We start from the raw sequence: 23,899 nt of genomic DNA, 5'->3' as shown, positions 1-23,899 counted from the left end.
TGTGACATTTATCACTACAACCCCTTTTTTGAAATGGAGAGCGAGTCCATGACCTATGTTGATACGTCTGATATCTCGGCACAGATGTTCATCACTGTGTTGCTTTTTCTGCTCATTATTGCCCCTTTGATCAGCCTCGGCGTGCTCCGTTTTTTTCAAGCTAAAAAGAAATCAGGATTTATTCTTATTGGCAGCGGCGCTGCTGTATACGTACTATTTCAGCTCATTACATCTTTCACTCAAACCTAAACTCTACTTCTAGATCTACTTTCATAAAAATAGTCTGCGCACAGATGCGTCAGACTATTTTTTGTATGCTAAAGCTCGCAGGTATTTTATACTTTCTTATATTTCAAAAAAGACCGCCTCCTAATCGGAAACGGCCCATTACAATTTCCTTATGGAAATCTTATTTAACAAGAAGAAACGACTTTATCGTCCTATTAAGACGACATCGGCTCTTCGTAGAAATATAAGAATATTATAGTTGTGCAGCATATAAATTGTTATATTTTCAAACAGTCGCGAGTGCTTTGTCGAACTGAGTTTTGTTCATGCCAACAATTTTATGCTCACCGATTACAGTTACAGGAATAGCCCTCACTCCCATGTCCCATACTTGCTGAGCAAAATCATCGTTCTGCTCGACATTGCGTTCTTCGTAGGATACGCCTTTTTCGCTTAAAAAGCTCTTCACCTGACGGCAATGCGGGCAATTTGTTGAGGTATATACAATTACATTCTCCATGGTATGACCTCCTATAAAAGATATACAGTGATGATATCAATTGTAGCATTGAGGGTTTTTCAAACCAAATTATAGAATAACTGCACTGTGCTCCAAGCTTTCGATATATTTCTCAGCATCCATAGCTGCCATACACCCACTACCTGCTGCAGTAATCGCTTGTCTGTAACGAGTATCCTGTACATCACCACATGCGAACACACCTGGGATATTAGTTTCGGAAGTGCCTGGGTTCGTCATGATATAGCCATCCGCATTGGTTGTGATCTGTCCACCTAAGAAAGAGGTATTAGGGTGGTGGCCAATCGCAACAAACACGCCGCTTGCTTCGATGATTTCTTCTTCACCAGTCTCATTGTTAAGCACTTTTAGTCCATTGACGCCTCTTTCGCTCGAAGTCACTTCCAGAGGAGTACGGTTCAAGTTCCAATCTACTTTAACATTAGCGCGTACACGATCCTGCATGATCTTCGAAGCACGCAATTCTCCACGACGGTGCACCAAAGTCACTTTGGAAGCAAAACGAGTCAAGAAACCCGCTTCCTCAAGTGCGGAATCTCCGCCACCAACAACCACGATCTCTTTATTACGGAAGAAAAATCCGTCACAGGTAGCGCAGGTGCTCACACCGCGTCCTACGTTATCTTGCTCCCCTGGGATACCGAGGTATTTCGCTGTAGCGCCTGTGGAAATGATCAATGTATCTGTAGTAAGAACACCCATTCCTTCAACATTCAGCTTAAAAGGGCGCTCTCCAAGTTCTACACTGTTCACCCAGCCCGTACGGAATTCTGCACCAAAACGTTCAGCTTGTTTACGCATATTATCCATCAAGTCAGGGCCCATGATTCCTTCAGGAAATCCAGGGAAATTCTCCACTTCTGTAGTTGTGGTTAATTGTCCACCGGGTTGAGGTCCTTCGATGACTAGTGGGTTCAAATTGGCACGAGCCAAATAGATAGCGGCGGTTAATCCTGCCGGTCCAGTACCAACAATTATTGATTTATACATATCTATGTCCTCCTTGAGCTAAACGGCATTGACGTCGCTTCTTATTTAAAATAATTATAATGTAGTGTTAATTATGATAACTGAAAGCAAATATGTCAATATGCCAGACTCCCAAGTTCCGAAACTATTTTGTGAACAATTTAATTTCAAAAAATATTATCTCAATAATCTTAGTCCATTTAGAATCACTAATATCGTACTGCCTTCATGCCCTATCACGCCAAAAGGAAGTGCGATCCCTTGCACAAAGTTGCTGATCATAAGCACTGCAATCACAGTCACAGCAAAAATCATATTTTGCTTCACAATACGCTGCGAACGACGCGCCAATGATATCGTTGAAGCGATCTCTTCTATATTATCATTCATAAGCACTACATCGGCTATTTCAAGTGCTGCGCCGCTCCCTTTCATGCCCATCCCCATGCCTACGGTTGCTGTCGCCAAAGCAGGTGCATCATTCACACCGTCACCTACCATAACAACGTGACCATACTTTTCACGTAGTGCTTTGATATGCTTCACTTTATCCTCCGGTAATAGATCGGCAAATACCATATCCACTCCAGTTGTACCTGCAATAACCTGAGCTGTAGCGTCACGGTCACCGGTAAGCATTGCTACTTTAATCCCAAGCTCCTGCAGCTTACGCACTGCGGCTTCTGCTTGTGGACGAACCGTATCCTGTAAAGCAATCATTCCGGCAATTTGCTCACCGTCCAGAATGATGGAGACGGTCTTCCCTTCTTCAGCCAACTGCTGCCGCTTAAGTTTCCAATGCTCTAGTTCAGGATTCATAGCAGATGGAGTCAGCTCATCGAGCAAATTAGACTTTCCGATTCTCCAGAGATGTCCGTCGATTTGACCTTCAATTCCCCAACCTGTGATGGTTTTACTGTCTTCTACTCCCTGTAGTGCTAAACCTTCCTCTTCTGCTTTACGCACAATCGCTTCCGCCAGTGGATGACGGGACATGTGCTCAATGGATGCGCTAACCGTTAGCAACTCTTGCCGGCTGTAGCCTTCACCTGCAATAAAATCAGTTACCTGAGGAGTTCCCTCTGTAAGCGTCCCTGTCTTATCGAATGCCACAACCGTTGTGCGTGCCATATTTTCCAGATGGACCCCGCCTTTAAACAGAACCCCTTTTCGCGCACTTTTGGAGATGGCTGACAGCATCGCTGGCATAATCGAAGAGACCAAAGCGCAAGGTGATGCTACTACTAGAAAGACCATCGCTTTATAGAAGGTTGCGCTCCAGCTCCAGTCCAGCAAAAACGGTGGAAGGATAATCAGTGCCACTGTCGAGGCTACGACAACCCGTGCATAGATGGCTTCTAGTCTTTTAATAAAACGCTGGGAGTTAGGAACTTCCGTCTCTGCCTCTTCTACCATTTTGATGATTTTAGCAAAAAGGGTGTTCTCAGCTGCTTTCGTTACCTCAATATAAAGGGGGCCTTCTCCATTCACAGTGCCTGCAAAAACCTCGCTACCGGCACATTTCTCTACAGGAACCGATTCTCCCGTAATGGAAGCCTGATCTACTGCCGATTCCCCCCGATATACCTTGCCGTCTGCCGGAATTAAATCTCCCGGGCGCACAAGCAGCAGATCTCCGATCACCAACTGGTCAATATTAACCTCATTCATACTTCCTTTTTCAATGCGCATAGCCGTAGCCGGTTTGAGTGCCATCAGCGAGGAAATATCCTTTTTACTACGTTCCATCGTATAACTCTCTAATGCTCCACTGAGTGCAAAAATGAAAATAAGCATAGCACCTTCATTCCAGTATCCAATGGAAGCTGCGCCTAGTGCGGCTGCAATCATTAATAGGTTCACATCGAGATCCCGTTCTTTGACGAGCGTTTCTACGCCTTCCTTTGCCTTGTTCCAGCCACCAATCGTATAAGAAATGACATAGAGCGCTATGGAAAGAATTTCTGACCATCCACTAACTGACCAAGCAAAAAGCATAAGCAGTCCGCTGCCCAGAGCAGCCTGCATTTCAGAATTGCTGAGCATGGCACGCGGATCGAACCGGCGCTTTGGAGCGCCTGGCTTCTTCATGCTGCCAGAGATAGATGACTGCTTGGGTAAATGTTTTGATGTTGCTTGCATAATAATCGCCGTCCTTTAAAGTTTTGTGGAGTTTTACTTCATTGACTCTTCTTCGCAACAAAACTTGCTTCGTAAGCATACGCTTTGTTTTGTGGAGCCTAACTTCAGCCAAGTGAGAATGAGAGCCATTATTAAGACCCCTAAAATGACACATGCTGCCCCGGCTTAGCCGGGACAGCATGATTGATAACTATAGGTAGTGAGAATGATAATCATTGTTGCAATAGTACAACTATATTTCCTTAGTGCAACTTATATTTTAATCATACCACCAGGAATGAAAAAGTAAAGCCTATCTGTTCAGCTAACCGCCCTAAATTTCAGAGTATATGTCAGCTGCTCGCTTAATGGCGGATTTTATCTAACAGTTCTGTTAGGACATGTTCCTCGACTGGAGTCGAATAAGATCCATCCTCAAAACGTTTCATCGAACCGATCCCCTCTTGGAATACAAACCGTATGCGCCCTTTGCGTACTTTTTTATCTGTATACATTTTATCGATTAGTATTCGATCTGTAATGGTTGCTGGAATTTCAGTCGGCAGACCCGCCTTCTGTAGTAATGCAATCACCCGCTGAGTTTGGTTCGGAGTTACATATCCCAAGCGCTCTGCTAACTGCACCTGAATAGCAAGACCTATCGCAATAGCTTCACCATGTAACAATTCATAACCGCTTAAAGCCTCCAGTGCTCGACCCGCAGTATGCCCTAGATTAAGAATTTGCCGCAGATTGCTCTCCAATTCGTCCTTCTCTACCACACCGTATTTGATCTCACAATTATAAAGTGCAATCCGTTCGCAGACCTCTCGGTTTAATATAAGCTCTCCCTCTAAAGAAACAACTTGTTCCAAATTCTGCTCCAAATACTCAAAAAAACCCGCATCCGCCATGCAGGCATGTTTGATCGTTTCAGCTAAGCCGCTACGCAACTCACGAACCGGAAGTGTTCTCCATGTCGCTAAGTCGATGTAGACCTTTCTGGGTTGATGAAATACACCGATTAGATTGGTAGCGACCGGTGTATTTACGCCTGTTTTTCCGCCAATGGATGCATCTGCTGCTGCTAATAAGGTGGTCGCATAGTTCAAACTCGGCACTCCCCGGCCAAATGTCCCTGCCAGAAAACCTGCCAAATCTGTTACCGCCCCGCCTCCAATCGCAATAATACAGCAATCTCGTCCATAAGAACGGCTTAATAGCTGATCCTCCAGCAACGCCTTCGTTTCACGGGTTTTGGATTTCTCTCCGGCGGGGAAAGAAAAAAGCTCCGCATGAAAATCATTCTGAATCAACTGTTCCAGCAAGGCTTGTCCATAAAGTGCTTCAACTTTGGAATCCGTAATTATCGCAAATTTGCTTACATTTTCTACGATACCTCGTTTTAAGTCCTCTATTAATGTGCTAAATAAAGTTTCTCCGATCTCAATGTCGTAGGAGTGGTCAACAACCTTCTTCAGGGCAACTCTAAAATTTGCGGACATGTACAGCGCCTCTTTTCAGTAGGATGCTAATAGATTCGATCCGCTAATATAATTATCCTTTTTATGTAGAATGAATGAGAGTGCTGAAAGAAATTGTGCGCTCATCAATCCACGTGCCCCTGGTGGACGTAATAGCTACATTGTTGATAAAGCAGGAAGGTTGTGAGCTAGCCGATACGAACACAGCTTCTATTGAATAATCTCTCTGGAGTCCGAATCTGTGCTCCAAAAGCATAAATCATACAAATAGGGTCCTCCGAGTCCGTGTGCCCAAAGCGATGATGAATATTCTTTTGAAGCAAGCAGTCAAAACGCACAAAATGAAGAGCAGTAATCCTCCGATAACGGGAGAATCACTGCTCTGTCGTCTCATTTAGAATCGCAAGTGGCATATGGGACAGCCACTTCGTCGCTGTGTTACTGCCTTCCACCGGCGGCAGTATCCAATGTTTCCTGCTGCCTGGCGATCCAGATCAGACAGGCTGCTCTAAGCAGCGCTTCGGTCCGCTGACCGGCGCTGCAAAAGATCCCGCTGAGGCCGATCTGATACAGATCGGCCAAAGCCGACGCCGCCGGAGTCCCCGCGGCGAGAACTACCGCAGCCGGCTTCACGCTCCGCACGGCGGCAAGGATCTCCCCCGCCGCCAAGGTGAAGCCCTCTGCGGCGGCCCCTTCCGGCGCGAGCTCGCTCGCCGCGCCGTCGAGCACTAGGAAATCGGCGATGCGCGCGATTTCCGCGGCGGCGGAGGGCTCCACATCGGGCGCGATCAGCGCCCCGATGCGGCACGCCGCCGCATAAGCGTGGCCGAGTGTCTGATCGGCCACGACCTCGATGAATTCGCGCTTTGCGGCGAATTCGGCTCCGCTTGCGGTGTAGGCGACCAGCAGGTCAAGGCGGCAATCGCCGCCTTGCCGCTGGCTCTCCGCCACCGCAGTAAAAAGCGCTTCGAGCTGCGCGTCCTGAAGCGCGGTGAGCTTTGCGGGCTGCGCCGCAAGCTCCTCTGGATGCAGCAGGGTGAGCGCTGCCCATTCACCATCCGGCGATTCCAGCAGCGCTGTGGTCGCTGCCTGCAATCGATAATAAATCCGCTGCAGCATTCGATTAGCCTGCAGCTCATCTTCACTGGATAACCAGTTCTCATAAAGACAGAACAATTCAGGTTCAAGCAGCCATTCCTCACTTCGTATCAGACAAGGTCCAGCTTGAACGGATCTTGTTCCTTCTCTTGTAGTAGGGCGCTCTTCACGTTCTTCTCGTCCTTCACGCAGCACTAAGAAAGCCGACTGTTCTCCAGGGCGCTTAAAATAAGAACGGTTCAAAGGTTCTACGACATCCTTCTGCTCTACTCCGGTGATAAATTCTGCGGCAGCGGAGGCAACGGATCCGGCTTGGCTCATTTCCATCCCAACAGCCCGATCACCGGCCTTATACATGAACTTGAACGGGCGCTCTTCACTACTCCGAAAACCATCCTGCTGACGTTCACCCTTCATCTTCGCACCCACCCTTTATCTTTGGATTGCTGCCGGTACGCCTAGTAAATAAACATCATGCCACCGACATCTTATTACCACACTTATAAATACGGGAACCTCCCATGAAATATGCAAGCGTTGCCAAATCATATGAATAATTTGCCTTATTAAATCACAAAAAAGGCATCGCCACATAGCAGCAGATGCCTTCCTTGAACTTCATTGTTCTATTGTTGACTGGCGGCAATGGCCTGTTCCAGATCATAAATAATATCATCAATAGATTCCGTACCAATCGATAAGCGGAGCAATTCCGGAGTTACTCCCGCTGTGGTTTGCTCTTCATCCGACAGCTGTGCATGTGTTGTGCTTGCAGGGTGGATAATCAATGACTTGGAGTCACCGACATTCGCCAAATGCGAGAACAGCTTCACATTTTCAATCAGCTTGCGTCCCGCAGCACTTCCACCTTTAATACCGAAGGTAAGGATCGCGCCTTGACCTTTAGGTAAATACTTTTGCGCTAATTCATGAGATGGATGAGTAGGAAGTCCAGAATAACTTACCCATTCTACATCTGCGTGTGCCTCCAAATATTGCGCAACCTTTAGTGCATTCTGGCTGTGACGTTCCATCCGCAAATGGAGTGTCTCGAGCCCTTGCAACAGCATCCAAGAGTTAAATGGTGAAATAGAAGCACCTAAATCGCGAAGTAATTGAACGCGGGCTTTGATAATATAAGCAATCGGTCCAACAGCTTCCGTATAAACAACGCCATGATAACTTGGATCAGGCTCTGTAAGTCCTGGGAACTTACCGCTTGCCTTCCAATCGAACTTACCACCGTCTACAATAATTCCACCGATAGATGTACCATGCCCGCCGATGAATTTAGTTGCCGAATGAACAACGATGTCAGCTCCATGCTCAATCGGACGCAGTAAATATGGGCTTGGGAACGTATTATCCACAATAAGAGGAATTCCATGTTCGTGTGCGATCGCTGCAACGGCTTCAATATCTAGTACATTCCCCTGTGGGTTACCAATAGTTTCTGCATACAAAGCTTTGGTTTTATCATTAATCGCAGCACGGAAGTTCTCTGGATTATCCGAATCCACAAAATGCACCTTAATGCCAAGCTTAGGCAGCGTTGTAGAAAAAAGATTATAAGTTCCACCGTATAGGCTTGCCGCAGATACAATTTCATCCCCAGCGCCCGCAATATTTAGAATGGAGAAAGAAATAGCCGCTGCCCCGGAAGCTGTAGCAAGTGCACCTGCTCCACCTTCTAGTGCTGCCAAACGCTGTTCAAATACATCTGTAGTCGGATTCATCAGCCGAGTGTAAATATTACCGAATTCTTTGAGCGCAAACAGATCCGCTGCATGATCAGCATCACGGAATCCATAAGACGTGGTCTGATAAAGCGGTACAGCACGTGCGAAAGTAGTTGGATCAATTTCCTGGCCTGCATGAACAGTCAAAGTTTCAAATGACAGCTTACGGTCTTCTGACATAGGTATTTCCTCCCTTTATAAATAAGAATAGAAATCTTTAACAAATAATAATTGTACCCATTCTCTCATAAACGACATCATTTGAAAAGAAAAAAATCTTATTATTCCGGTGCGAATTATTATATTTTGATTTATTCGAAGGAAAGCATGTCCGATGAACATCAGATAACGCTTTCAATAAAAATTTTTAAGCCGAAGAAACATGTATAACAATATGTACCTGACACAGAACATCTACGCAATAAAAAATAGAATAGCGGCGGATAAAGCTTATCCACCTCATCTCACCGCTACCATTTTACTTATCTTCTTTTAGTAATTGCTTTGGCTTGTTTCACCCTTAGCAATAGCTACACCGCCGCTGGTACCAATACGGCTTGCACCAGCTTGTACCATTACATGTGCATCTTCTGCACTACGAACACCACCGGAAGCCTTCACACCCACATTAGGTCCAACCGTTGCACGCATCAGTGCGATATCTTCCTTCGTTGCCCCACCTGTAGAGAATCCTGTGGATGTTTTTACGAAGTCTGCTCCAGCTTCAACAGAAAGCTTGCAGGCACGAACCTTTTCTTCTTCCGTTAATAAACAGGTCTCGATAATGACCTTAGTCAGTGCTTTGCCGCGAGCTGCGTCTACAACTGCTGCAATATCACGTTTAACCAACTCATTGTTACCATCTTTCAGCGCTCCGATGTTGATGACCATATCCACTTCACCTGCACCATTAGCGATAGCATTGGTAGTCTCAAATGCTTTGGTCTCTGTTGTCGAGGATCCGAGCGGGAAGCCGATAACTGTGCAGACTTTAACTTCAGGCGTATCCTTCAACACTTCATGGGCAGTAGCTACCCAAGCAGGGTTTACGCAGACTGAAGCAAACTTATATGCTTTTGCTTCCTCTGCCAATTTAACGATATCTTCTTTCCGTGCATCAGCTTTAAGCAGTGTATGATCAATGATCCGCGATAGTGTAATTTCGCTCATTTTTGTCATTCCTCCATGATTTGGATAGTGAATTTTTTTCATCTCTGTAATCATACCAATAGAACTCTGCTTTGCAAAGTCGACTGGACGATCAGACCCACCCTAACCTCGATTAACTCATATAAATATACTTAGAGAAGGTCATTATTTACTAAATTATCTTTTCAAGTTAATTTTATACCTTCTTGTATTTTTTAAAATATAAAGGATAATCCCCCTAAACTTTCCCATTAAAAAATACGATAATATCTATATAAATGGGTTTTTTAGCCTATTTATTTAAATTTTTCTTTCATCATATTTAGGAGGAGATCGATTTAAAATGGGAAACTTTAATTTCACCTCAAACGCTGCAGCCCAAAAACTGAATGTACAAGTAGAAGGTTCTATGTCACCGGAGGACGCCGGGCGCTTCATTCAGGAGTACAACCAAATCGTAAGTACATTTGACCCAGCACAATATGAGATCATTTTAGATTGCAAGACATTAAACGTATCCTCGCCCGACACTCTTCCTATGCTTGAGCAATGCTACATACTGTATAAAGAATCAGGATTTAAAAAAGTAACCTTCATTATTGCCAAAAGCCCTGTCCTAAAAATGCAGCTAAGCCGAGTAGCCCGGGCAACAAAATTAGAAAATTACGAAATTATTGAAGCATAGGAGGTTTCATTTGGGACATATAACCATCCGCCAAGCCGCTTATTACCATCCGCAACATGTCGTATCTAATGATTATTATCTGGAGCATTTCCAGAGTATGGGCAAGGACATTAAGCGATTCCTAGAAGTCATGGGTCGTGACCGGAGATACATCGTAAACGATAAGGATGAAAATGCCCTAACGATGGGACTCAAGGCCGCCCAAAAAGCGCTACAAGAAGCCAATTTACAAGGTGAAGATATGGATATGATCATGTTCGCTTCACAGACACCGGAATATACCTATCCTACCAACGCACTCCTGCTGCACCGCATGCTACAAGGTAAACATCGGACCATTACGCAAGATTCCAATGCCAACTGTGCAGGAATGGTGTCTGCTGTAGAGCAGACAAGTCGTTATATGCAAGCTAATCCTAGTATCCGGTACGCACTCGTCGTGGGAAGCGACTATAGCTCAGTGCACTGCAATACGGATGATGAAATTACTTACCCTAACTTCGGGGATGCCGCAGCAGCTGTCATTCTGGAACGAAGTAGCGAGCAATCAGGCTTCATTGACTCCCTTTATTACACTGATTCTGAGGGATCTGAGAATATTATGTTCCCTGCTTGCGGTTTATCGAATATTTATCACGAGGACATTACACCTGAGCAAATTCGGATACGCTGGACACCCTTTGACGGTACTGTTTGTGTAAATGCGGCGGTTGCAGACATGAAAGAGCTTCTCTCAAGAAACGGCCTGACTACAGATGATATATCTGCCTTCTGCCTTTCACAATTCTCTCTCAAAAATATCGAACTCATCCAAGAGGGTCTTGGACTTACTGATGAGAAATTCATCTATGTAGGCGACGAGTTCGGGTATACGGCTACAAGCAGTCCTTTTATCGCCTTTCAACGCGGAGTCGAAGACGGACGAATCAAACGTGGCGATTATGTCTTCTTCTGGTCGGTTGGTGCTGGTTGGCAAATTCCTACAATGCTTTATCAATATTAATAGCATAAAAAGCCCTACTTCTATAGAAGTAGGGCTTTCCCATCAGAGGAGCAGATGTTAGCAATTTGTGAAATAAATCAGAAATCTAATAATGAATTATTTAGTCAGGGATTGAACATCCACAAATGGAGTGGCTCCCCCTGTTACAGATGGCAGTACGCCGTTCCATTTTTCCAGCGCTTTCTCCTGAACCTCTATTTGCTTCAGCTGCACCAGCTCAGGTGTAACCTCTTGCTTCTTAAGTCTTAAAGATTCGGCTTCGGCTTGAGCTTGTGCGATCTTTTGCTTCGCTTCAATCTCAATCCGCCGGAGATCATTTTCAGCCTTCAGCGCCTGCTGCTGCGCGACCTGCTTCGCTTCAATCGACTGATTGAACGCCTCCGAGAATTTAAAGTTAACAATGTTAATGTCGTTGACGATCAGATCATATTTTGCCAGCCTAGCGGTTAAATGCTCACTGATCTCACTCGACACTACATCTCGGCGTGTAATCAAATCCTCTGCTGGATATTTGGCTGTCACTTCTTTAACGATTTCTTGAATGGCCGGATTGATAATTACATTATCAAAATTACCTCCGATATTGTTCATCAGATTAAAGGCGGAAGCCTTATTTACGGAATAGTTCACCGCCACATGTGTGGATACGGGCTGAAGATCTTTTGAAGAGGCTGAAGTATCGGTCTCCGCTTTCGTTACCTGCGTATTGACTTGAATCACCGTCTGAATAAACGGAACTTTAAAATGAATGCCAGGTAACAACGTATTGTCATTTAATTTACCAAAGGTTTTGTACAAACCTACATGCCCATATTCCACAGATACAAAAGAGTTCGCGCCAATCAACAATACAATGAGCACCGCTGCAACACCGCTAACTATTTTCCCCGGTCGCAGCTGTTTCAATTTCGGATTCATTTGCATATTCATCCAATACCCCTCCTAGATTATGGATAATCATTTAAGCTTAATCGTCTATACGGAGGTTCGAGGGAATTGGTCGCAGGAAATATTTCAGCAGCAGTAGTCATGGCATTACCGCTCTGGGATCAGTCCTTCTAGGGTCAATCGGAATCTTTTGCTCTGCTTGTCCCCGATATTAAAAGCTTCATATATTCCTTCATCCGTTAGCACCACGGAGTCCGCCTTCAAAGCATCATTAACGTAAGTTACCTCGGCGTGATCAACATTCCAGCGGTAAATGTAGGCACTCATCGGATTTCCATGCGCGGCTACACCCTCAATAGATCCATCCCCATCAACATCCAGCTCATTGGAATGTCCGGTATCTATTTGCAGCAATCCCGAGGGGTTACCACTCTCGTCGATTAAATAATAGTTAGTGAGCGAATTATTTGCTCCTAGTCCACCGGTGATTTTCAGCACCTTTTCGCTAAAAATCCCCACCACTTCTACCTTGATATCCTCCGGCTGACGATAATTATAAGTTCCTATCGCCCCTAGACTGTATTGTCCTTTGGAAGTAGAAATTTTGGCATACACGTAGTCTTCGTCACTAACCATCGTATACACTTTCACTTTGACTCCTCCGAAATTATTCAGCTTCTTCTCTGTAATCAAAGTAGCGCCTGTAGGTGGAGCACTTAGTTGAGAGACTACGGGGATTGTATCCACCAGCATCCACTCCAGCTTAATGAGGTTAGCAGAGGTGTCTGTTGGCTTCGGTCTTGATGTGTGGTAGTCGTTAGCCGATTGAAGGGGGGGTGGGTCAACCTGATGTTGGCAACCTGCCAGCAGATTCATTAGAAGCAAAGCTGTCAGCGTAACGGATTTATGTAAAGGAAACATCTCTTATTCACTTCCTATCCTCTTTTTAAAATTAAATCTTTCAGTAATCATAGATGAAGTTAGAATTTCAAATGTTACTTTTAGGGGGCGGGAGGGTTAATTTATTGTCTTTTGAGGGTATGCATCGATCAAAAAGCTAAATTGGGCATACAAAAAACCCGCATCAAATGCGGGTTTGAGAAGAAAGAATCAAGAACCTAGCAGTTCACGCGCCAGTAGTCGGTAAACCTCTAGACGTTTCTCCTGCGAATGCGGAATGCTGCATATCATCGCTTCCTGGAAACCATATTGAGCTTGTTCTTCTTGCAAGCGTACGGCGATGTCTTTGACCGCACCAACCAAATGAATCTTACGGCTTTCCTTGATTGACATCCGGTCTATTTCCGATAACGATATGTTCTGAGCTTCTTCTGGTGTCAGCACCTGAGTAATTCTGCCCTTGCTCATCATCAACCGAAAAATATCCTGCGGTAATGCCTCATACTCAGCTTCTTCCTTCGTTTCTGCGGTGGTCACCATATAGGATACACTAATCTCAGGTTTGTCCATGAAGATAGAAGGCTGGTAGTTATTCCGATATTGATCCAAGATCTCATTACTCATGGCACCATTAAAAAATTGCGCAAAGGAGTATCCGACTCCCATCTGTGCTGCTTTTCGCGCACTGTTGCCGCTCGAGCCTAACAACCACACCTCGGGGAGCGCCACCTTCATTGGAGCGGCAAGATTTTTGGTATACAACTCGCTTTCCGGAATCTGATCACTAAGCAGCTGCATAGTAATGCCAAGCTTATCATACATGTTATGCAGCATTAACTCGCGGCCTTCAGACAGAGCGTACATAGCACTTGTATCGCCACCAGGAGCTCGTCCCACACCGAAATCTATTCTCCCCGGGGTAAAAGCACTTAACGTTTTAAATACTTCCGCCAGCTTAAGCGGAGAATAATGCATCATCATAACACCGCCGGTGCCGATTCGAATACGGTTGGTCTTAGCGGCTAAACGGGCTGCCGTTACTTCTGGAGCTGAGCTAGCAAATGTATTTCCGCCATGGTGCTCTGCCATCCACATTCTGCTATATCCCAACTCATCTGCTAAAATAGCTAGTTCTTCTGCTTTATTCAGAGCACCTTCCGCTGTGTTACCACTTGTCACGGGTGCCTGATCCAATATGCTTAATCTCATGCGAATACATCCCTTCTTTGGTTAGATGACCATCTTATTGCTGATCCATTCCTCTAAGGCTGCAATCTTATCTTTAAAGCGTTCACCACACATTTCCTCCGACAACGAAGCAATAGTCTCCCGCTTTAATACAGCTTTCCAAGAGGATTCAGCTTCTTCCATCAGATTGGTTAACAGGCAGCAGCTATCTTCTTTCTCTAAATCCAACATGTCTACCAGAATACCATTGGATGAATACAGCGACTGCTGGCCTTCCACCGCAAGGTAAACGTCATATACACGAATATCCTCAGGTCTCTTCTTTAATTTAAAGCCACCTTTAATGCCGGGAACAGACGTGATGATGTCTGCGGTTACCAGCTTTCTTAACAGTTTCTGAAAATAGGTCGCCGATGCTCCGAGCTGCTGGCTAATCGCTTCTCCAGACAACACCGCTTTGTCCGGCAGCATGTTAAGCAGAACCAGTGCATACACTGACTGTTCCACCCCTGTTTTCATATGCATGTACAGCACCTCGATCTACATAAATTGCTTAATATAAACTGTAGACTATACCACCGCGTATAAAGCGGATAAACATTATCCACTTTATACTTTATATCAGTTTGCACCAAAAGTAAAACCCTGCCCGTCTTCTCTTACAGTTAATATCTGCTATAAAAAAAAGATCGCGCATATAGCGCAATCTTTTTTTATATGGATAGTCCCACCCGCTGAACCAGCTGTGAGCTCTGATCATTAAGTCCGGTAATGGTGACTTTTTTGCCACGCTCGGCGTATTTGCTCATCGTCTTCGCTATGGCATGAACTGCGGATTGGTCCCACACATGGGAATGTGAAAAATCGATAATAATATGATCGGGATCGCTATCGTAGGCGAATTCATGAATGAAGTGGCTTGTCGTACCGAAGAACAGCTGGCCGGTAACCGCATATGTTTTGGAAGAGGCAGCTTCCTGAACTGTTAGGCGGATCGAAGCTATTTTCCAAGCAAACGTTAAAGCACTTAGCAGAACCCCAAACAAAACGCCAATAGAAAGATTGTCTGTAGCCACCACGGTGACCACCGTCACAATCATAACCAACGCATCGCTAAGCGGAACACGGGTTAGAGATTTAAGCGAGCCCCATTCAAAGGTGCTGATACAGACCATTATCATTACGCCAACGAGCGCGCCCATCGGAATCTGCTTAACCACATCGCCAAGTACGATAATTAGGAACAATAAAAAGATCCCTGATACAAACGTGGACAGACGCGTGCGTCCTCCTGACTTCATGTTAACCATTGACTGGCCAATCATCGCACAGCCTGCCATCCCTCCGAAAAAACCAGTGACTACATTCGCCAGCCCCTGTCCCTTCGCCTCTCTGTTCTTATCACTACCTGTGCCCGTAATATCGTCTATTAAGGTGGCAGTCATCAGTGATTCCAATAACCCAACTACGGCCAGCGAGAGTGAATATGGCAAAATAATAAGCAGCGTATCCAGCGTGAACGGGATCTGCGGTAAATGGAATAGTGGCAAAGTTGCTGTAATATTCCCCATATCCCCTACGGTTCTTACGTCCAGATGAAGAGCGATGCTAAGAATAGAAACGATAACAATCGCTACAAGCGCTGAGGGTACGGCTTTGGTAAACCGAGGAACCGTATAGATAATAAGCAATGTCAGAGCTACCAGTCCATACATCACCCAGCCTTGTCCCTTAAAATGGGTAAGCTGCGCCATGAAAATCAGTATCGCCAGCGCGTTGACAAACCCCGTCATGACCGGCTGTGGCAAAAAAGTGATGAATCGGCCCAGCTTTAGCATCCCCATCAATATCTGAAACACACCAGCCAGTACAGTTGCCGCGAACAGATACTCTATTCCATGCTCTAGTACGAGACTTCCGACTAATAGGGCCATAGCCCCTGTAGCCGCCGAGATCATTCCGGGTCTGCCTCCGGCAAGTGCGGTTACAATTGCAATACAAAAAGAGGCATATAAACCAACCATCGGACTTACTCCCGCCAAGATCGAAAAAGCGATCGCTTCAGGAATCAGTGCAACGGCTACGGTCATCCCCGATAAAATATCGGTTCGAGTGTTAGAAAACCACCCATTATTTAAGGTAAGCTGCTCCAAAATCTAATTTCCTCCTGTGACTAATAAGGTATATAGGCCTTTTCAAAAAGACCCGGGGCCGGTGCAACGCTAATGTTCCTTATTGTACTCGACCCGCCTTCACCTTCACAAAAAGATTAGATAGACTTGTAAGCGCTTATTCACCTCATTTTCTAGCCAATCCTTGAAATATCATTCAAATTCTATATTTCTAGATTACCGGTATAGTCCGGAAGCTTTCACTTCATTAAAGAAGTTGTTGAACTCATCAATATTCAGCTGCTGCGCAGCATCGGACAACGCAGTTGCAGGATCAGGATGAACCTCGACCATAATACCATCGGCTCCGGCTGCGAGTGCGGCTTTTGCACAAGGGATAAGAATATCTTTGCGTCCTGTGGAGTGAGTAACATCGACCAATACTGGCAGATGGCATTCCTGCTTAAGAATAGGCACTGCTGAGATATCGAGCGTGTTGCGGGTCGCTTTTTCATACGTACGAATTCCGCGTTCAATCAACATGATTTGTGTATTACCACGAGACATGATGTATTCCGCTGCATGTATGAATTCATCGAGCGTAGCAGCCAATCCGCGTTTCAGCAGCACAGGCTTATTGACTTCTCCGACCGCTTTAAGCAGCTCAAAATTATGCATGTTCCGTGCACCGATCTGGATAATATCTACATAATCTAAGGACTCTTCAATATGTCTTGGATCTACAATTTCACTGATGGTCAGCAGACCATAATCATTTGCTGCTTCACGTAATATTCTTAGGCCGTCCATACCTAGACCTTGGAAATCATAAGGAGAAGTCCGCGGCTTGAAGGCACCTCCACGCATAACACGTACACCAGCTTTTTGCAGTGCTGCAGCTACGGTGCGGGTCTGTAGTTCACTTTCCACAGAGCAAGGTCCAGCTACCATCAGTGAAGAAGGACCGCCAACAGTAACATCTCCCGGCAGAACAATCACAGTGTCTTCTTTGTGACTCTTACGCGCTACTAGTAAAGTTTTTTTATGTTCATCGGATTGTAAGTCCAGAGATGCTGAAAAAATTTGTTTGAAGAGGCTGCGGATGGTTCCGTTAGTGAAAGGTCCTTTGTTGCTCGCTACGAGCTGATCCAGCATTTTCTTTTCACGTTCTGGATCGAATTTAGGCACACCTTGCTTTTCTTTAACTACTCCAATCTCCTGTACAATTTTAGCCCGCTCGGAGATCAGCTCCAGCAATTGCCCATTAATTTCATCCAGACGACCTCTAAGAACATCCAATTCCACGTTACTCATTACCCTTCCACTCCCTCTTCTTATTTATAATTTGAAACGCAAAAAGGCCCCCCGTCGCAAGGGACGAGGAGCCGTGGTACCACCCTTATTTAGAATTAACCCTTAAACTAGCACAAAGGAATAGAAAATCGGATTCCCTCGACTAAAGATTAACTCTATCTTAAACCCGGTAACGCGGGGCGCGGGCCTCCCTACTCATACCTGTCACGACCTGTGACAAACTACTTCAGGGGCCGACTCGGAAGTGAACTTCGGCATTAATCGTCTCATGAGGGTGCTCTCAGTCTCCGGCACGCCTTCCCTGTTAAGATCCGCTATAATGCTTACTCTCTTCGTCATAGTCTTATTTATGTCAGCGTGTCTTTGCGCTGGTTTCTGCTATCTTAATCAAAAAATGTTTCCGATGCAAGATAATAATGGAACGCTGAGTAGCTTTAACGCAATAAAATCACATGAGATACAATTATTCTTATAACAACTCACTAGAATAGGCTTTGAAGTATGAAATAACCCATACCCATACTATTCTGCCACTGATTAAAAGGTTCCAATCCCTTTCTATGTATGAAGTTGACAGCGATATTTTGATTGTTTACAATTAAATCATTGAAAATATTTCCTGTTCTTATTCACTGGCAGCTTTAGCGTTGACAATACATAACTGAAGGGATGTAGCAGCATGAGCATTTATCCATATACAGCACGCAGTATTCGAGGAAAAGAGATCGAACTAGAGGAATACAAAGGTAAAGTACTTTTGATTGTGAATACAGCAAGTAAGTGTGGGTTTACCCACCAATACTCCGACCTGCAAAAGCTCTATGAGCGATACGAAGATCGCGGCTTCCAAATTCTCGGTTTCCCTTCCAATCAGTTTGGGGAACAGGAGCCTGGCAGCAATGAAGAAGTGAATGTATTTTGCCAAATCAATTACGGCGTTACGTTCCCTCTCTTTGAGAAGGTTGAAGTAAAGGGCGAAAATAAACATCCCCTCTTCACTCACCTTACTGAGCAGGCTGGATTTGAAGGCTTCGACATGAACCATTCTTCAGGAAAGCTGCTTCAAAGCATGCTTGAGAGCAAAGATCCGGAAGCACTGAACAATGACGAAATCAAATGGAACTTTACTAAATTTCTAATTGATCGCGAAGGCAATGTAATTACAAGATTCGAATCTACTGTGGATCCGCTGGATATTGAGCCAGCGATCGAAGCACTGCTATAGTTTTTTTAGATATATACCGAACTAATGATATCAACTTAAAGCATAGTAGTCACTGCGGTGAATAATTGGACTTCCGGCCGCTGTTGTCCCCAGATTTCTTGATTGAAACCGCTCTTCGCGGTGGAAATCCCGGGACAAAGGCCTACATAGATTGAATTTCTATACAACAATAAGCCGCCCAGACTCCAACTCTGGGCGGCTTTTTCACGTACGGTACTGCTCGGTAAACACTTCAAAATAAGGGGTGGTATCCCTTTCAGCCATTGAGCCATTAGCGCCCGGTCCCCAGCCGATCTCAGCCCGCCAGCTCCCTAGCAACCCTGTCTGGATTAGCGCCTCCTCATTTACACCGATCAGCTGATCTGCCTGTGGCGCTACATAAAGTGCATCTACAGGGCAATAAGCTTCACACATAAAACAAGTCTGGCAATCTTCCTGACGCGCAATAACCGGAATCTTCCCCTGCATTTCGAATACGTTTGTCGGACATACTTTCGTACACAGTTTACAACCCACGCAGCGTTCCACGCTGATTAGTTCGATCATATCGCCTGCCCCTCCTTTAGTTGATTCAGTTCATGAGCATGGGGCACAGCCTCGGTACTGATGCTTATTTGCTCTATACCGGATACAATCAGCCGGTGGGTTTGACGCGGATCAAGCTCCGGATATTCCGCGAGCTTTTGCAGGCCGCGCGTCTCCTTCCGGGCCAGCGCGGCGGTGTACATCCATCTGCCGACCGCGAGCATAGCCGCGGCTTCGCGTGCTTGCACGATGCCCTGTACGGTGGCGGGAACGCGCCCGTTCAACAAGGGCATCAAGGCATTCAGCCGCTTCAAGGCTGAAGAAATGCCCGGCTCGCTGCGGAAATAATTAATCTGCAGCGGTAAGATTTCACGCTGGATCGCCGCGACTAGCGGCTTCACCTCCAGCGTTTCCGAGGTGTCGGTGCCAGCCGCCAAACCGTAGCGTCCCGCTGCGGTCAGGTTGCGGCTGTTCGCCTGCCCTCGGCAGGACCGCGCATGCTGCGCGGCTCCCTGACCTGCCCAGCTTCCGCTGCATATGGCCCAGGAAGCGTTATAAGCCCCGCCGCCGGAGATGGCGCCGGTCACTTTCTCGCGAGATGCGGCATCTCCGGCCGCATAGAGTCCGGGCACGGTCGTCCGGCAGTCCGTGCCCGTAAGGCGCAGACCCCCAGTGCCGCGCATCGTGCCCTCATAGCGCAGGGTGAGCGGGAATTTCTGCTTAAACGCATCAATTCCCGCCCGCTCCAGCGGCATAAAGAAAATCGGATGCGCTTTTCGCAGAAAATCCTGTTTCTCCGCTGTATCTGCCAGATCGAGCGAAGCATAAACCGGCCCCTTGAGCATCATTTCAGGGATGCTGCCAAAAGTTCGATCCCCTTTATGCAACGGATGACCGTCCGCATCATAAAGCGTAGCCCACGCTAGCATACGGCCACGTGTTACCGTTCCATCTGCAAAGCTCGGAGCGTACTGACGGCTGAATTCCATGCCTGACAAATCAGCTCCCACCTCAGCGGACATCAACAGCCCTTCGCCTGTCAATACGTTGCAGCCAAGACCTTTGCTGAGAAAAGCACAGCCTCCGGTTGCCATCACAACGGCATTGGCCTTTACTTCCCAAGACTCCCCTGTCAGACGGTTGATCCCACGCGCCCCGCCAACCCCATGTTCATCATGAAGAAGCTCTAGCGCTGGCGACTGATCGAGGATCGTGACTCCCGCTTTGCGGACAACTCTTCGCATAATCCTCATGTACTCTGGTCCATGCAGATGTATACGCAGCGAGTTACCTTCTTCATCCTTCGGAAAAGGATACCCCCACTTCTCAACTAGAGCCAGATTCTGCTCTACCTGATCCAGCACGCGGTGAATCCAAGCGTTCTCCGACAGATATCCACCAGATTTTAGTCTGGATTGAACCGCCTGCTCACGCAGCTCGGCAATTGGAGGGATAACGAGCAGCGTTGTACCGCCCGGAGCAGTGGCGCCGCTTGTGCCCAAGTAGCCCTTATCGGCCAAGACTACCTTTGCACCTTGCGACGCTGCACTCCATGCCGCCCAAGCTCCTGCGGGACCTCCGCCAAGCACGAGCACATCCACTGTCATTTCCTTCTTAAGCTGCGACATATCTTTTCCTCCCAAGCATTTGCGCTTTCCAAGCAATTGTTATTTCAGCTGCCAATCGCTAATATTGAAGTCTTTTTTCGCTAATTTTTCTTCGACAAGGAAGTTCTTGGTACCCTCCAGTAGCTTGGTTCCTTCGTCAGTGAACGCGGTATCTTTGATATCACTAATTGGATTTACTTGCTTCGCCAGCTCTGGCGTTGTATCTCCGATTTCAGCCAAAAATTGATAATATTCATCCTCGTGTTGTTTCAAATCCGCCAAGGCTTTCTCACGGGCTTCGTTCCACGCCTTCGGAAAGTCAGGGAATTTCGCCAGATAATCCTCGGACACGACAGTTGCACTAGTGCCGAGCAAGTTCGGATGCTTCGAGGCATCGTCTAAGTGAGTGTAACCTTGGTCAATTAACTTCAGCGCAGGTACACCCAAATTAGTCGTAGCATCTACATCTCCACGGGCCAAAGCTGCGGTAGCATCCGGAATGAGCATATGCACGAGTTTATAGTCAGTTACGCCTTCCTCCTGAAGTAACCCAACCACATAGCGGTGCATGAAAGAGCCTTTTTGAATGGCTATAGTCTTCCCTTGCAGTTCCTTCACCGTCTTTGGTCCATCCTTCTTACCGATTAGATAACCGATAGTGTTGGCTGAGGATTGTGAAATCAGACGTGTCTTGGCCCCAGAAGCATAAGCAATAATAGCAGGTGTATCCCCAAGGCTGCCGATATCTAATCGACCACTAATTAAGGATTCTGTCTGATCAGGACCGTTTGGAAAGCCCGTAAGCTTCACTTCAGTAATGCCATATTTCTTCAACTCTTCTTGAATGATCCCTTTATAAAAGCCCCAGCCCTCCGCGCCACCTGGCACATTCAGCTTATTAGAGCCTATAAAACCAAAGTTCAGTACCGCTGGAACGTTACTTTCGGCTTTGCCTCCAGATTTCTCTGTACTAGAGCCGCCGGATGCAGATGCTCCATTTCCTCCAGCGTTATTTCCGCAAGCCTGAAGAACCAGCATAACCATCATAATCGTAGTTAAAAGTGCAAATCGTATCCTTTTAGAACGTTTCCCTTGAATCTCTCTGTACGCTGGTTTCATTTCTTTCTCCCCCTAGATTTATGTTATTTATCTTAATCTTAATCAAGGTCAGAACCCTGCCCTCGACGCCAATTTGTACATAAAGTCATGACTTGCTACCGGTTGTCTGCCTTTGCCCCAGCCTACCTTTTCACGATAACCACCAAGTAATCCCTGCTTCTCTAGCCCTGCCTCTGTCACCCCAATCACTTTCTCTGAATCTGGCGCAACGTAGAGAGCATCCACAGGACAATACAGCTCACACATAAAGCAAGTCTGGCAATCGCTCTGCCGGGCAATAACAGGAATGCCATCCTCTACCCGTTCGAAGACATTGGTCGGGCAGACCGATACACATTGGTTGCACTCTACACATCTGGCAGCGCTGATCACCTCAATCATGATAGAACACCCTCCTTGGCCACGGCTTCTGTCTTCACCCATACCTGATCCAATCCACCGCTAATCAAGCGATGATGCTGTTCTTGATCCGTTCCCTTAAAATCTTCACGCTTATGCATGCCCCTCGTCTCCGTACGGGCAAGCGCGGAATTGTACATCCAGCGGGCGGTTGCAGTCATGGCTTCAGCTTCACGCGCTTTAACCCCTTCAGGTGTTCGCTGAATCTCACGGCTACGCTGATCTTTCCACAATTCATCCAGACGACCTAATGAAGAGGTCAGCCCTTTATCCGTACGGAATAAATTAATGTCATACGGCTTCACTTCAGCCTGCACAGCAGACACAACCTCTGACGTATGAGCTGATACTCCAGGCTTCACTTCTTGATGAACCAGTGGAGAAGATGATAAGCCGACTGGATTACGGTACGCTGCATTCGAGCCAAGGCTCTGCGCATAGACAGCTGCACCTTCTCCTGCAAAACTGCCGGATGACATAGCCCAAGCCGCATTATGGCTGCCACCACCAGTAAATCCCCCGCAAATTAGCTCACGGGTAGCTGCATCTCCTGCCGCATAAAGTCCGGGAACACCTGTGCCACAGCTTTCGTCCGTGATATGAATACCACCCGTCCCACGAACCGTTCCTTCGAGACGAAGCGTAACCGGAAAAGCATCCTTGAAAGGATCGATCCCTTGTCGATCAAAGGGCAAGAAAAAATTCGTCTGCGCCACCCGCAGCAGCGGTCTTAAATCCTCGGGCGCTCCATCCAGCTTGGCATACACCTGATTGCCTGCTAGCAGATTCCGAGCGATAACTGAACGCCCTTTCTTGGAACCCGCCCCTTCCACAATGCTTCCATCCTCATAATAAAAGCTGGCATAGTTGTAATATGCTGTCTTGGTTACAGAGGAGAACGTAGGGCAGATAGCATAGGCATTGGAGAATTCCATGCCGGACAAGTTCGCCCCAGCTTCAGCTGCAAATAGATAGCCATCTCCGGTCAACACGTTACAGCCGAGAGCCTTACTTAGAAAAGCACACCCACCAGTTGCAATGACAACCGCTCCTGCCTGAACAGTCCAGGTGTCACCACTCTGCGTATGGACTCCAGCCGCTCCAGCTACGCCATGCTCATCCGCTAGGAGCTCCATGGCTGGACTATGATCTAGAATTTTAACGCCCGCTTTTTTCACAAGCTTACGCATTAATTTCATATATTCCGGTCCCTGAAGACTCTTACGATACTGGTTACCCTGCTCATCTACAGGGAATGGATATCCTGAAACGCCAAGTTTGTTCATATTGGCATAGGTACGGTCTAGCACTCGGTCCATCCAGCGGGATTCAGCCAACTGACCGCCCAATGTATAACGACTTGCTTTGGCCTCCTCCCGGAGCTTCTCATCCGGCTTCACATACCAGACTCCTGTTCCTGAGGGGGCCGTTGCACCGCTCGAACCGCAGTAGCCTTTATCTGCAAGGACAACTTTCGCCCCCTTCGCTGAGGCCGTAAGGGCTGCCCATGTTCCTGCAGGGCCTCCGCCTATAACAAGCACATCCGCCACCAAATTCAACAACCCTTTTTGTATCGATCCACTCATAGCTCAAGACCTCCTCAAAT

22 protein-coding genes are annotated in these 23,899 nt (G+C 46.6%); 4 read left to right on the top strand and 18 right to left on the bottom strand.

Features of this window, described 5'->3' with window-relative positions:
- Positions 1-48: 48 nt before the first annotated feature.
- The gene (locus ACQKMP_RS26450) at positions 49-249 is read left to right on the top strand and encodes a hypothetical protein (RefSeq protein WP_042191897.1); all 201 of its coding nucleotides are present in this window, start codon (positions 49-51) and stop codon (positions 247-249) included.
- Positions 250-514: 265 nt separating this feature from the next.
- Here the strand turns inward: ACQKMP_RS26450 and ACQKMP_RS26445 are convergent, their stop codons facing one another.
- The 7 genes from ACQKMP_RS26445 to deoC form a co-directional block, all read right to left on the bottom strand.
- A complete protein-coding gene (locus tag ACQKMP_RS26445) occupies positions 515-748 on the bottom strand; it encodes a glutaredoxin family protein (protein WP_042191899.1) in 234 nt (77 codons plus the stop codon).
- A 69-nt stretch (positions 749-817) separates the two neighbouring features.
- Entirely contained in the window at positions 818-1,759 is a 942-nt protein-coding gene (trxB, locus tag ACQKMP_RS26440; protein WP_042191901.1) for a thioredoxin-disulfide reductase, read from the bottom strand.
- A 156-nt stretch (positions 1,760-1,915) separates the two neighbouring features.
- Positions 1,916-3,880 carry a heavy metal translocating P-type ATPase gene (locus ACQKMP_RS26435; protein WP_341146463.1) on the bottom strand — a complete coding sequence of 655 codons (1,965 nt, stop codon included), beginning with the start codon at positions 3,878-3,880 and terminating at the stop codon, positions 1,916-1,918.
- A gap of 344 nt (positions 3,881-4,224) precedes the next feature.
- Positions 4,225-5,364 carry a 3-dehydroquinate synthase gene (aroB, locus tag ACQKMP_RS26430; RefSeq protein ID WP_427471881.1) on the bottom strand — a complete coding sequence of 380 codons (1,140 nt, stop codon included), beginning with the start codon at positions 5,362-5,364 and terminating at the stop codon, positions 4,225-4,227.
- Positions 5,365-5,781: 417 nt separating this feature from the next.
- Positions 5,782-6,858: a hypothetical protein gene (locus ACQKMP_RS26425; RefSeq protein WP_427471879.1), complete on the bottom strand. Its 1,077-nt coding sequence runs from the start codon at positions 6,856-6,858 to the stop codon at positions 5,782-5,784.
- Positions 6,859-7,067: 209 nt separating this feature from the next.
- Complete coding sequence (locus ACQKMP_RS26420) at positions 7,068-8,360, bottom strand: homocysteine synthase (protein ID WP_042131076.1); 1,293 nt, start codon at positions 8,358-8,360, stop codon at positions 7,068-7,070.
- A gap of 312 nt (positions 8,361-8,672) precedes the next feature.
- Positions 8,673-9,350, bottom strand: coding sequence for a deoxyribose-phosphate aldolase (gene deoC / locus ACQKMP_RS26415; protein WP_143759565.1), 678 nt, complete (start codon positions 9,348-9,350; stop codon positions 8,673-8,675).
- A gap of 322 nt (positions 9,351-9,672) precedes the next feature.
- Here deoC and ACQKMP_RS26410 point away from each other — a divergent pair, with 322 nt between their 5' ends.
- A complete protein-coding gene (locus ACQKMP_RS26410) occupies positions 9,673-10,014 on the top strand; it encodes a hypothetical protein (RefSeq protein ID WP_042191906.1) in 342 nt (113 codons plus the stop codon).
- A 10-nt stretch (positions 10,015-10,024) separates the two neighbouring features.
- Positions 10,025-11,017 (top strand): ketoacyl-ACP synthase III, encoded by a 993-nt coding sequence (locus ACQKMP_RS26405; RefSeq protein ID WP_427471876.1) that lies wholly within the window; start codon positions 10,025-10,027, stop codon positions 11,015-11,017.
- Positions 11,018-11,113: 96 nt separating this feature from the next.
- Here the strand turns inward: ACQKMP_RS26405 and ACQKMP_RS26400 are convergent, their stop codons facing one another.
- The 6 genes from ACQKMP_RS26400 to ACQKMP_RS26375 all read right to left on the bottom strand — a co-directional run bounded on the left by ACQKMP_RS26400 (position 11,114) and on the right by ACQKMP_RS26375 (position 17,418).
- Positions 11,114-11,947, bottom strand: coding sequence for a prohibitin family protein (locus ACQKMP_RS26400; RefSeq protein WP_427471874.1), 834 nt, complete (start codon positions 11,945-11,947; stop codon positions 11,114-11,116).
- A gap of 105 nt (positions 11,948-12,052) precedes the next feature.
- Positions 12,053-12,826, bottom strand: a complete 774-nt coding sequence (locus tag ACQKMP_RS26395; RefSeq protein ID WP_427471872.1) for a hypothetical protein — start codon at positions 12,824-12,826, stop codon at positions 12,053-12,055.
- A gap of 189 nt (positions 12,827-13,015) precedes the next feature.
- The gene (locus ACQKMP_RS26390) at positions 13,016-14,014 is read right to left on the bottom strand and encodes an LLM class flavin-dependent oxidoreductase (RefSeq protein WP_427471870.1); all 999 of its coding nucleotides are present in this window, start codon (positions 14,012-14,014) and stop codon (positions 13,016-13,018) included.
- Between the two features lie 21 nt (positions 14,015-14,035).
- Positions 14,036-14,518 (bottom strand): Rrf2 family transcriptional regulator, encoded by a 483-nt coding sequence (locus tag ACQKMP_RS26385; protein ID WP_427471868.1) that lies wholly within the window; start codon positions 14,516-14,518, stop codon positions 14,036-14,038.
- A gap of 188 nt (positions 14,519-14,706) precedes the next feature.
- A complete protein-coding gene (locus tag ACQKMP_RS26380; RefSeq protein ID WP_427471933.1) occupies positions 14,707-16,149 on the bottom strand; it encodes a SulP family inorganic anion transporter in 1,443 nt (480 codons plus the stop codon).
- 192 nt (positions 16,150-16,341) lie between these two features.
- Complete coding sequence (locus ACQKMP_RS26375; RefSeq protein ID WP_076285501.1) at positions 16,342-17,418, bottom strand: bifunctional 3-deoxy-7-phosphoheptulonate synthase/chorismate mutase; 1,077 nt, start codon at positions 17,416-17,418, stop codon at positions 16,342-16,344.
- 679 nt (positions 17,419-18,097) lie between these two features.
- Here ACQKMP_RS26375 and ACQKMP_RS26370 point away from each other — a divergent pair.
- Complete coding sequence (locus ACQKMP_RS26370; RefSeq protein WP_042191922.1) at positions 18,098-18,643, top strand: glutathione peroxidase; 546 nt, start codon at positions 18,098-18,100, stop codon at positions 18,641-18,643.
- Positions 18,644-18,847: 204 nt separating this feature from the next.
- On the opposite strand, the gene ACQKMP_RS26365 is transcribed toward ACQKMP_RS26370, so the two are convergent.
- From ACQKMP_RS26365 to ACQKMP_RS26345, 5 genes are read right to left on the bottom strand one after another with little or no spacing between them, the layout of a single operon-like run.
- Positions 18,848-19,189 (bottom strand): 4Fe-4S binding protein, encoded by a 342-nt coding sequence (locus ACQKMP_RS26365; RefSeq protein WP_076285502.1) that lies wholly within the window; start codon positions 19,187-19,189, stop codon positions 18,848-18,850.
- On the bottom strand, positions 19,186-20,796 hold the full coding sequence (locus tag ACQKMP_RS26360; protein ID WP_379425378.1) for an FAD-binding protein: 1,611 nt from the start codon (positions 20,794-20,796) through the stop codon (positions 19,186-19,188). Before ACQKMP_RS26360 ends, ACQKMP_RS26365 begins: the two co-directional genes overlap by 4 nt.
- 39 nt (positions 20,797-20,835) lie before the next feature.
- A complete protein-coding gene (locus tag ACQKMP_RS26355) occupies positions 20,836-21,894 on the bottom strand; it encodes an ABC transporter substrate-binding protein (RefSeq protein ID WP_042191929.1) in 1,059 nt (352 codons plus the stop codon).
- 48 nt (positions 21,895-21,942) lie between these two features.
- Entirely contained in the window at positions 21,943-22,275 is a 333-nt protein-coding gene (locus tag ACQKMP_RS26350; protein WP_427471864.1) for a 4Fe-4S binding protein, read from the bottom strand.
- Positions 22,272-23,879 carry an FAD-binding protein gene (locus ACQKMP_RS26345; RefSeq protein WP_339243518.1) on the bottom strand — a complete coding sequence of 536 codons (1,608 nt, stop codon included), beginning with the start codon at positions 23,877-23,879 and terminating at the stop codon, positions 22,272-22,274. The genes ACQKMP_RS26350 and ACQKMP_RS26345 overlap by 4 nt, the downstream gene beginning before the upstream one ends.
- Positions 23,880-23,899: the final 20 nt, after the last annotated feature.

This window comes from Paenibacillus sp. NPDC101420 (assembly GCF_050277435.1).
Taxonomy (GTDB): domain Bacteria; phylum Bacillota; class Bacilli; order Paenibacillales; family Paenibacillaceae; genus Paenibacillus_AQ.
Note: the sequence above shows the minus strand (reverse complement) of the source record. Positions and strands in the feature narration are given on the sequence as shown.

Coding starts and splice junctions, on each gene's coding strand:
- ACQKMP_RS26365 (WP_076285502.1), bottom strand. CDS start 19,189: ATGATCGAACTAATCAGCGTGGAACGCTGCGTGGGTTGTAAACTGTGT.
- ACQKMP_RS26435 (WP_341146463.1), bottom strand. CDS start 3,880: ATGCAAGCAACATCAAAACATTTACCCAAGCAGTCATCTATCTCTGGC.
- ACQKMP_RS26355 (WP_042191929.1), bottom strand. CDS start 21,894: ATGAAACCAGCGTACAGAGAGATTCAAGGGAAACGTTCTAAAAGGATA.
- ACQKMP_RS26375 (WP_076285501.1), bottom strand. CDS start 17,418: ATGAGTAACGTGGAATTGGATGTTCTTAGAGGTCGTCTGGATGAAATT.
- ACQKMP_RS26350 (WP_427471864.1), bottom strand. CDS start 22,275: ATGATTGAGGTGATCAGCGCTGCCAGATGTGTAGAGTGCAACCAATGT.
- aroB (WP_427471881.1), bottom strand. CDS start 5,364: ATGTCCGCAAATTTTAGAGTTGCCCTGAAGAAGGTTGTTGACCACTCC.
- ACQKMP_RS26400 (WP_427471874.1), bottom strand. CDS start 11,947: ATGAATATGCAAATGAATCCGAAATTGAAACAGCTGCGACCGGGGAAA.
- ACQKMP_RS26450 (WP_042191897.1), top strand. CDS start 49: ATGACCTATGTTGATACGTCTGATATCTCGGCACAGATGTTCATCACT.
- ACQKMP_RS26385 (WP_427471868.1), bottom strand. CDS start 14,518: ATGCATATGAAAACAGGGGTGGAACAGTCAGTGTATGCACTGGTTCTG.
- ACQKMP_RS26395 (WP_427471872.1), bottom strand. CDS start 12,826: ATGTTTCCTTTACATAAATCCGTTACGCTGACAGCTTTGCTTCTAATG.
- ACQKMP_RS26360 (WP_379425378.1), bottom strand. CDS start 20,796: ATGTCGCAGCTTAAGAAGGAAATGACAGTGGATGTGCTCGTGCTTGGC.
- ACQKMP_RS26445 (WP_042191899.1), bottom strand. CDS start 748: ATGGAGAATGTAATTGTATATACCTCAACAAATTGCCCGCATTGCCGT.
- deoC (WP_143759565.1), bottom strand. CDS start 9,350: ATGAGCGAAATTACACTATCGCGGATCATTGATCATACACTGCTTAAA.
- ACQKMP_RS26390 (WP_427471870.1), bottom strand. CDS start 14,014: ATGAGATTAAGCATATTGGATCAGGCACCCGTGACAAGTGGTAACACA.
- ACQKMP_RS26425 (WP_427471879.1), bottom strand. CDS start 6,858: ATGAAGGGTGAACGTCAGCAGGATGGTTTTCGGAGTAGTGAAGAGCGC.
- ACQKMP_RS26410 (WP_042191906.1), top strand. CDS start 9,673: ATGGGAAACTTTAATTTCACCTCAAACGCTGCAGCCCAAAAACTGAAT.
- ACQKMP_RS26420 (WP_042131076.1), bottom strand. CDS start 8,360: ATGTCAGAAGACCGTAAGCTGTCATTTGAAACTTTGACTGTTCATGCA.
- ACQKMP_RS26370 (WP_042191922.1), top strand. CDS start 18,098: ATGAGCATTTATCCATATACAGCACGCAGTATTCGAGGAAAAGAGATC.
- trxB (WP_042191901.1), bottom strand. CDS start 1,759: ATGTATAAATCAATAATTGTTGGTACTGGACCGGCAGGATTAACCGCC.
- ACQKMP_RS26345 (WP_339243518.1), bottom strand. CDS start 23,879: ATGAGTGGATCGATACAAAAAGGGTTGTTGAATTTGGTGGCGGATGTG.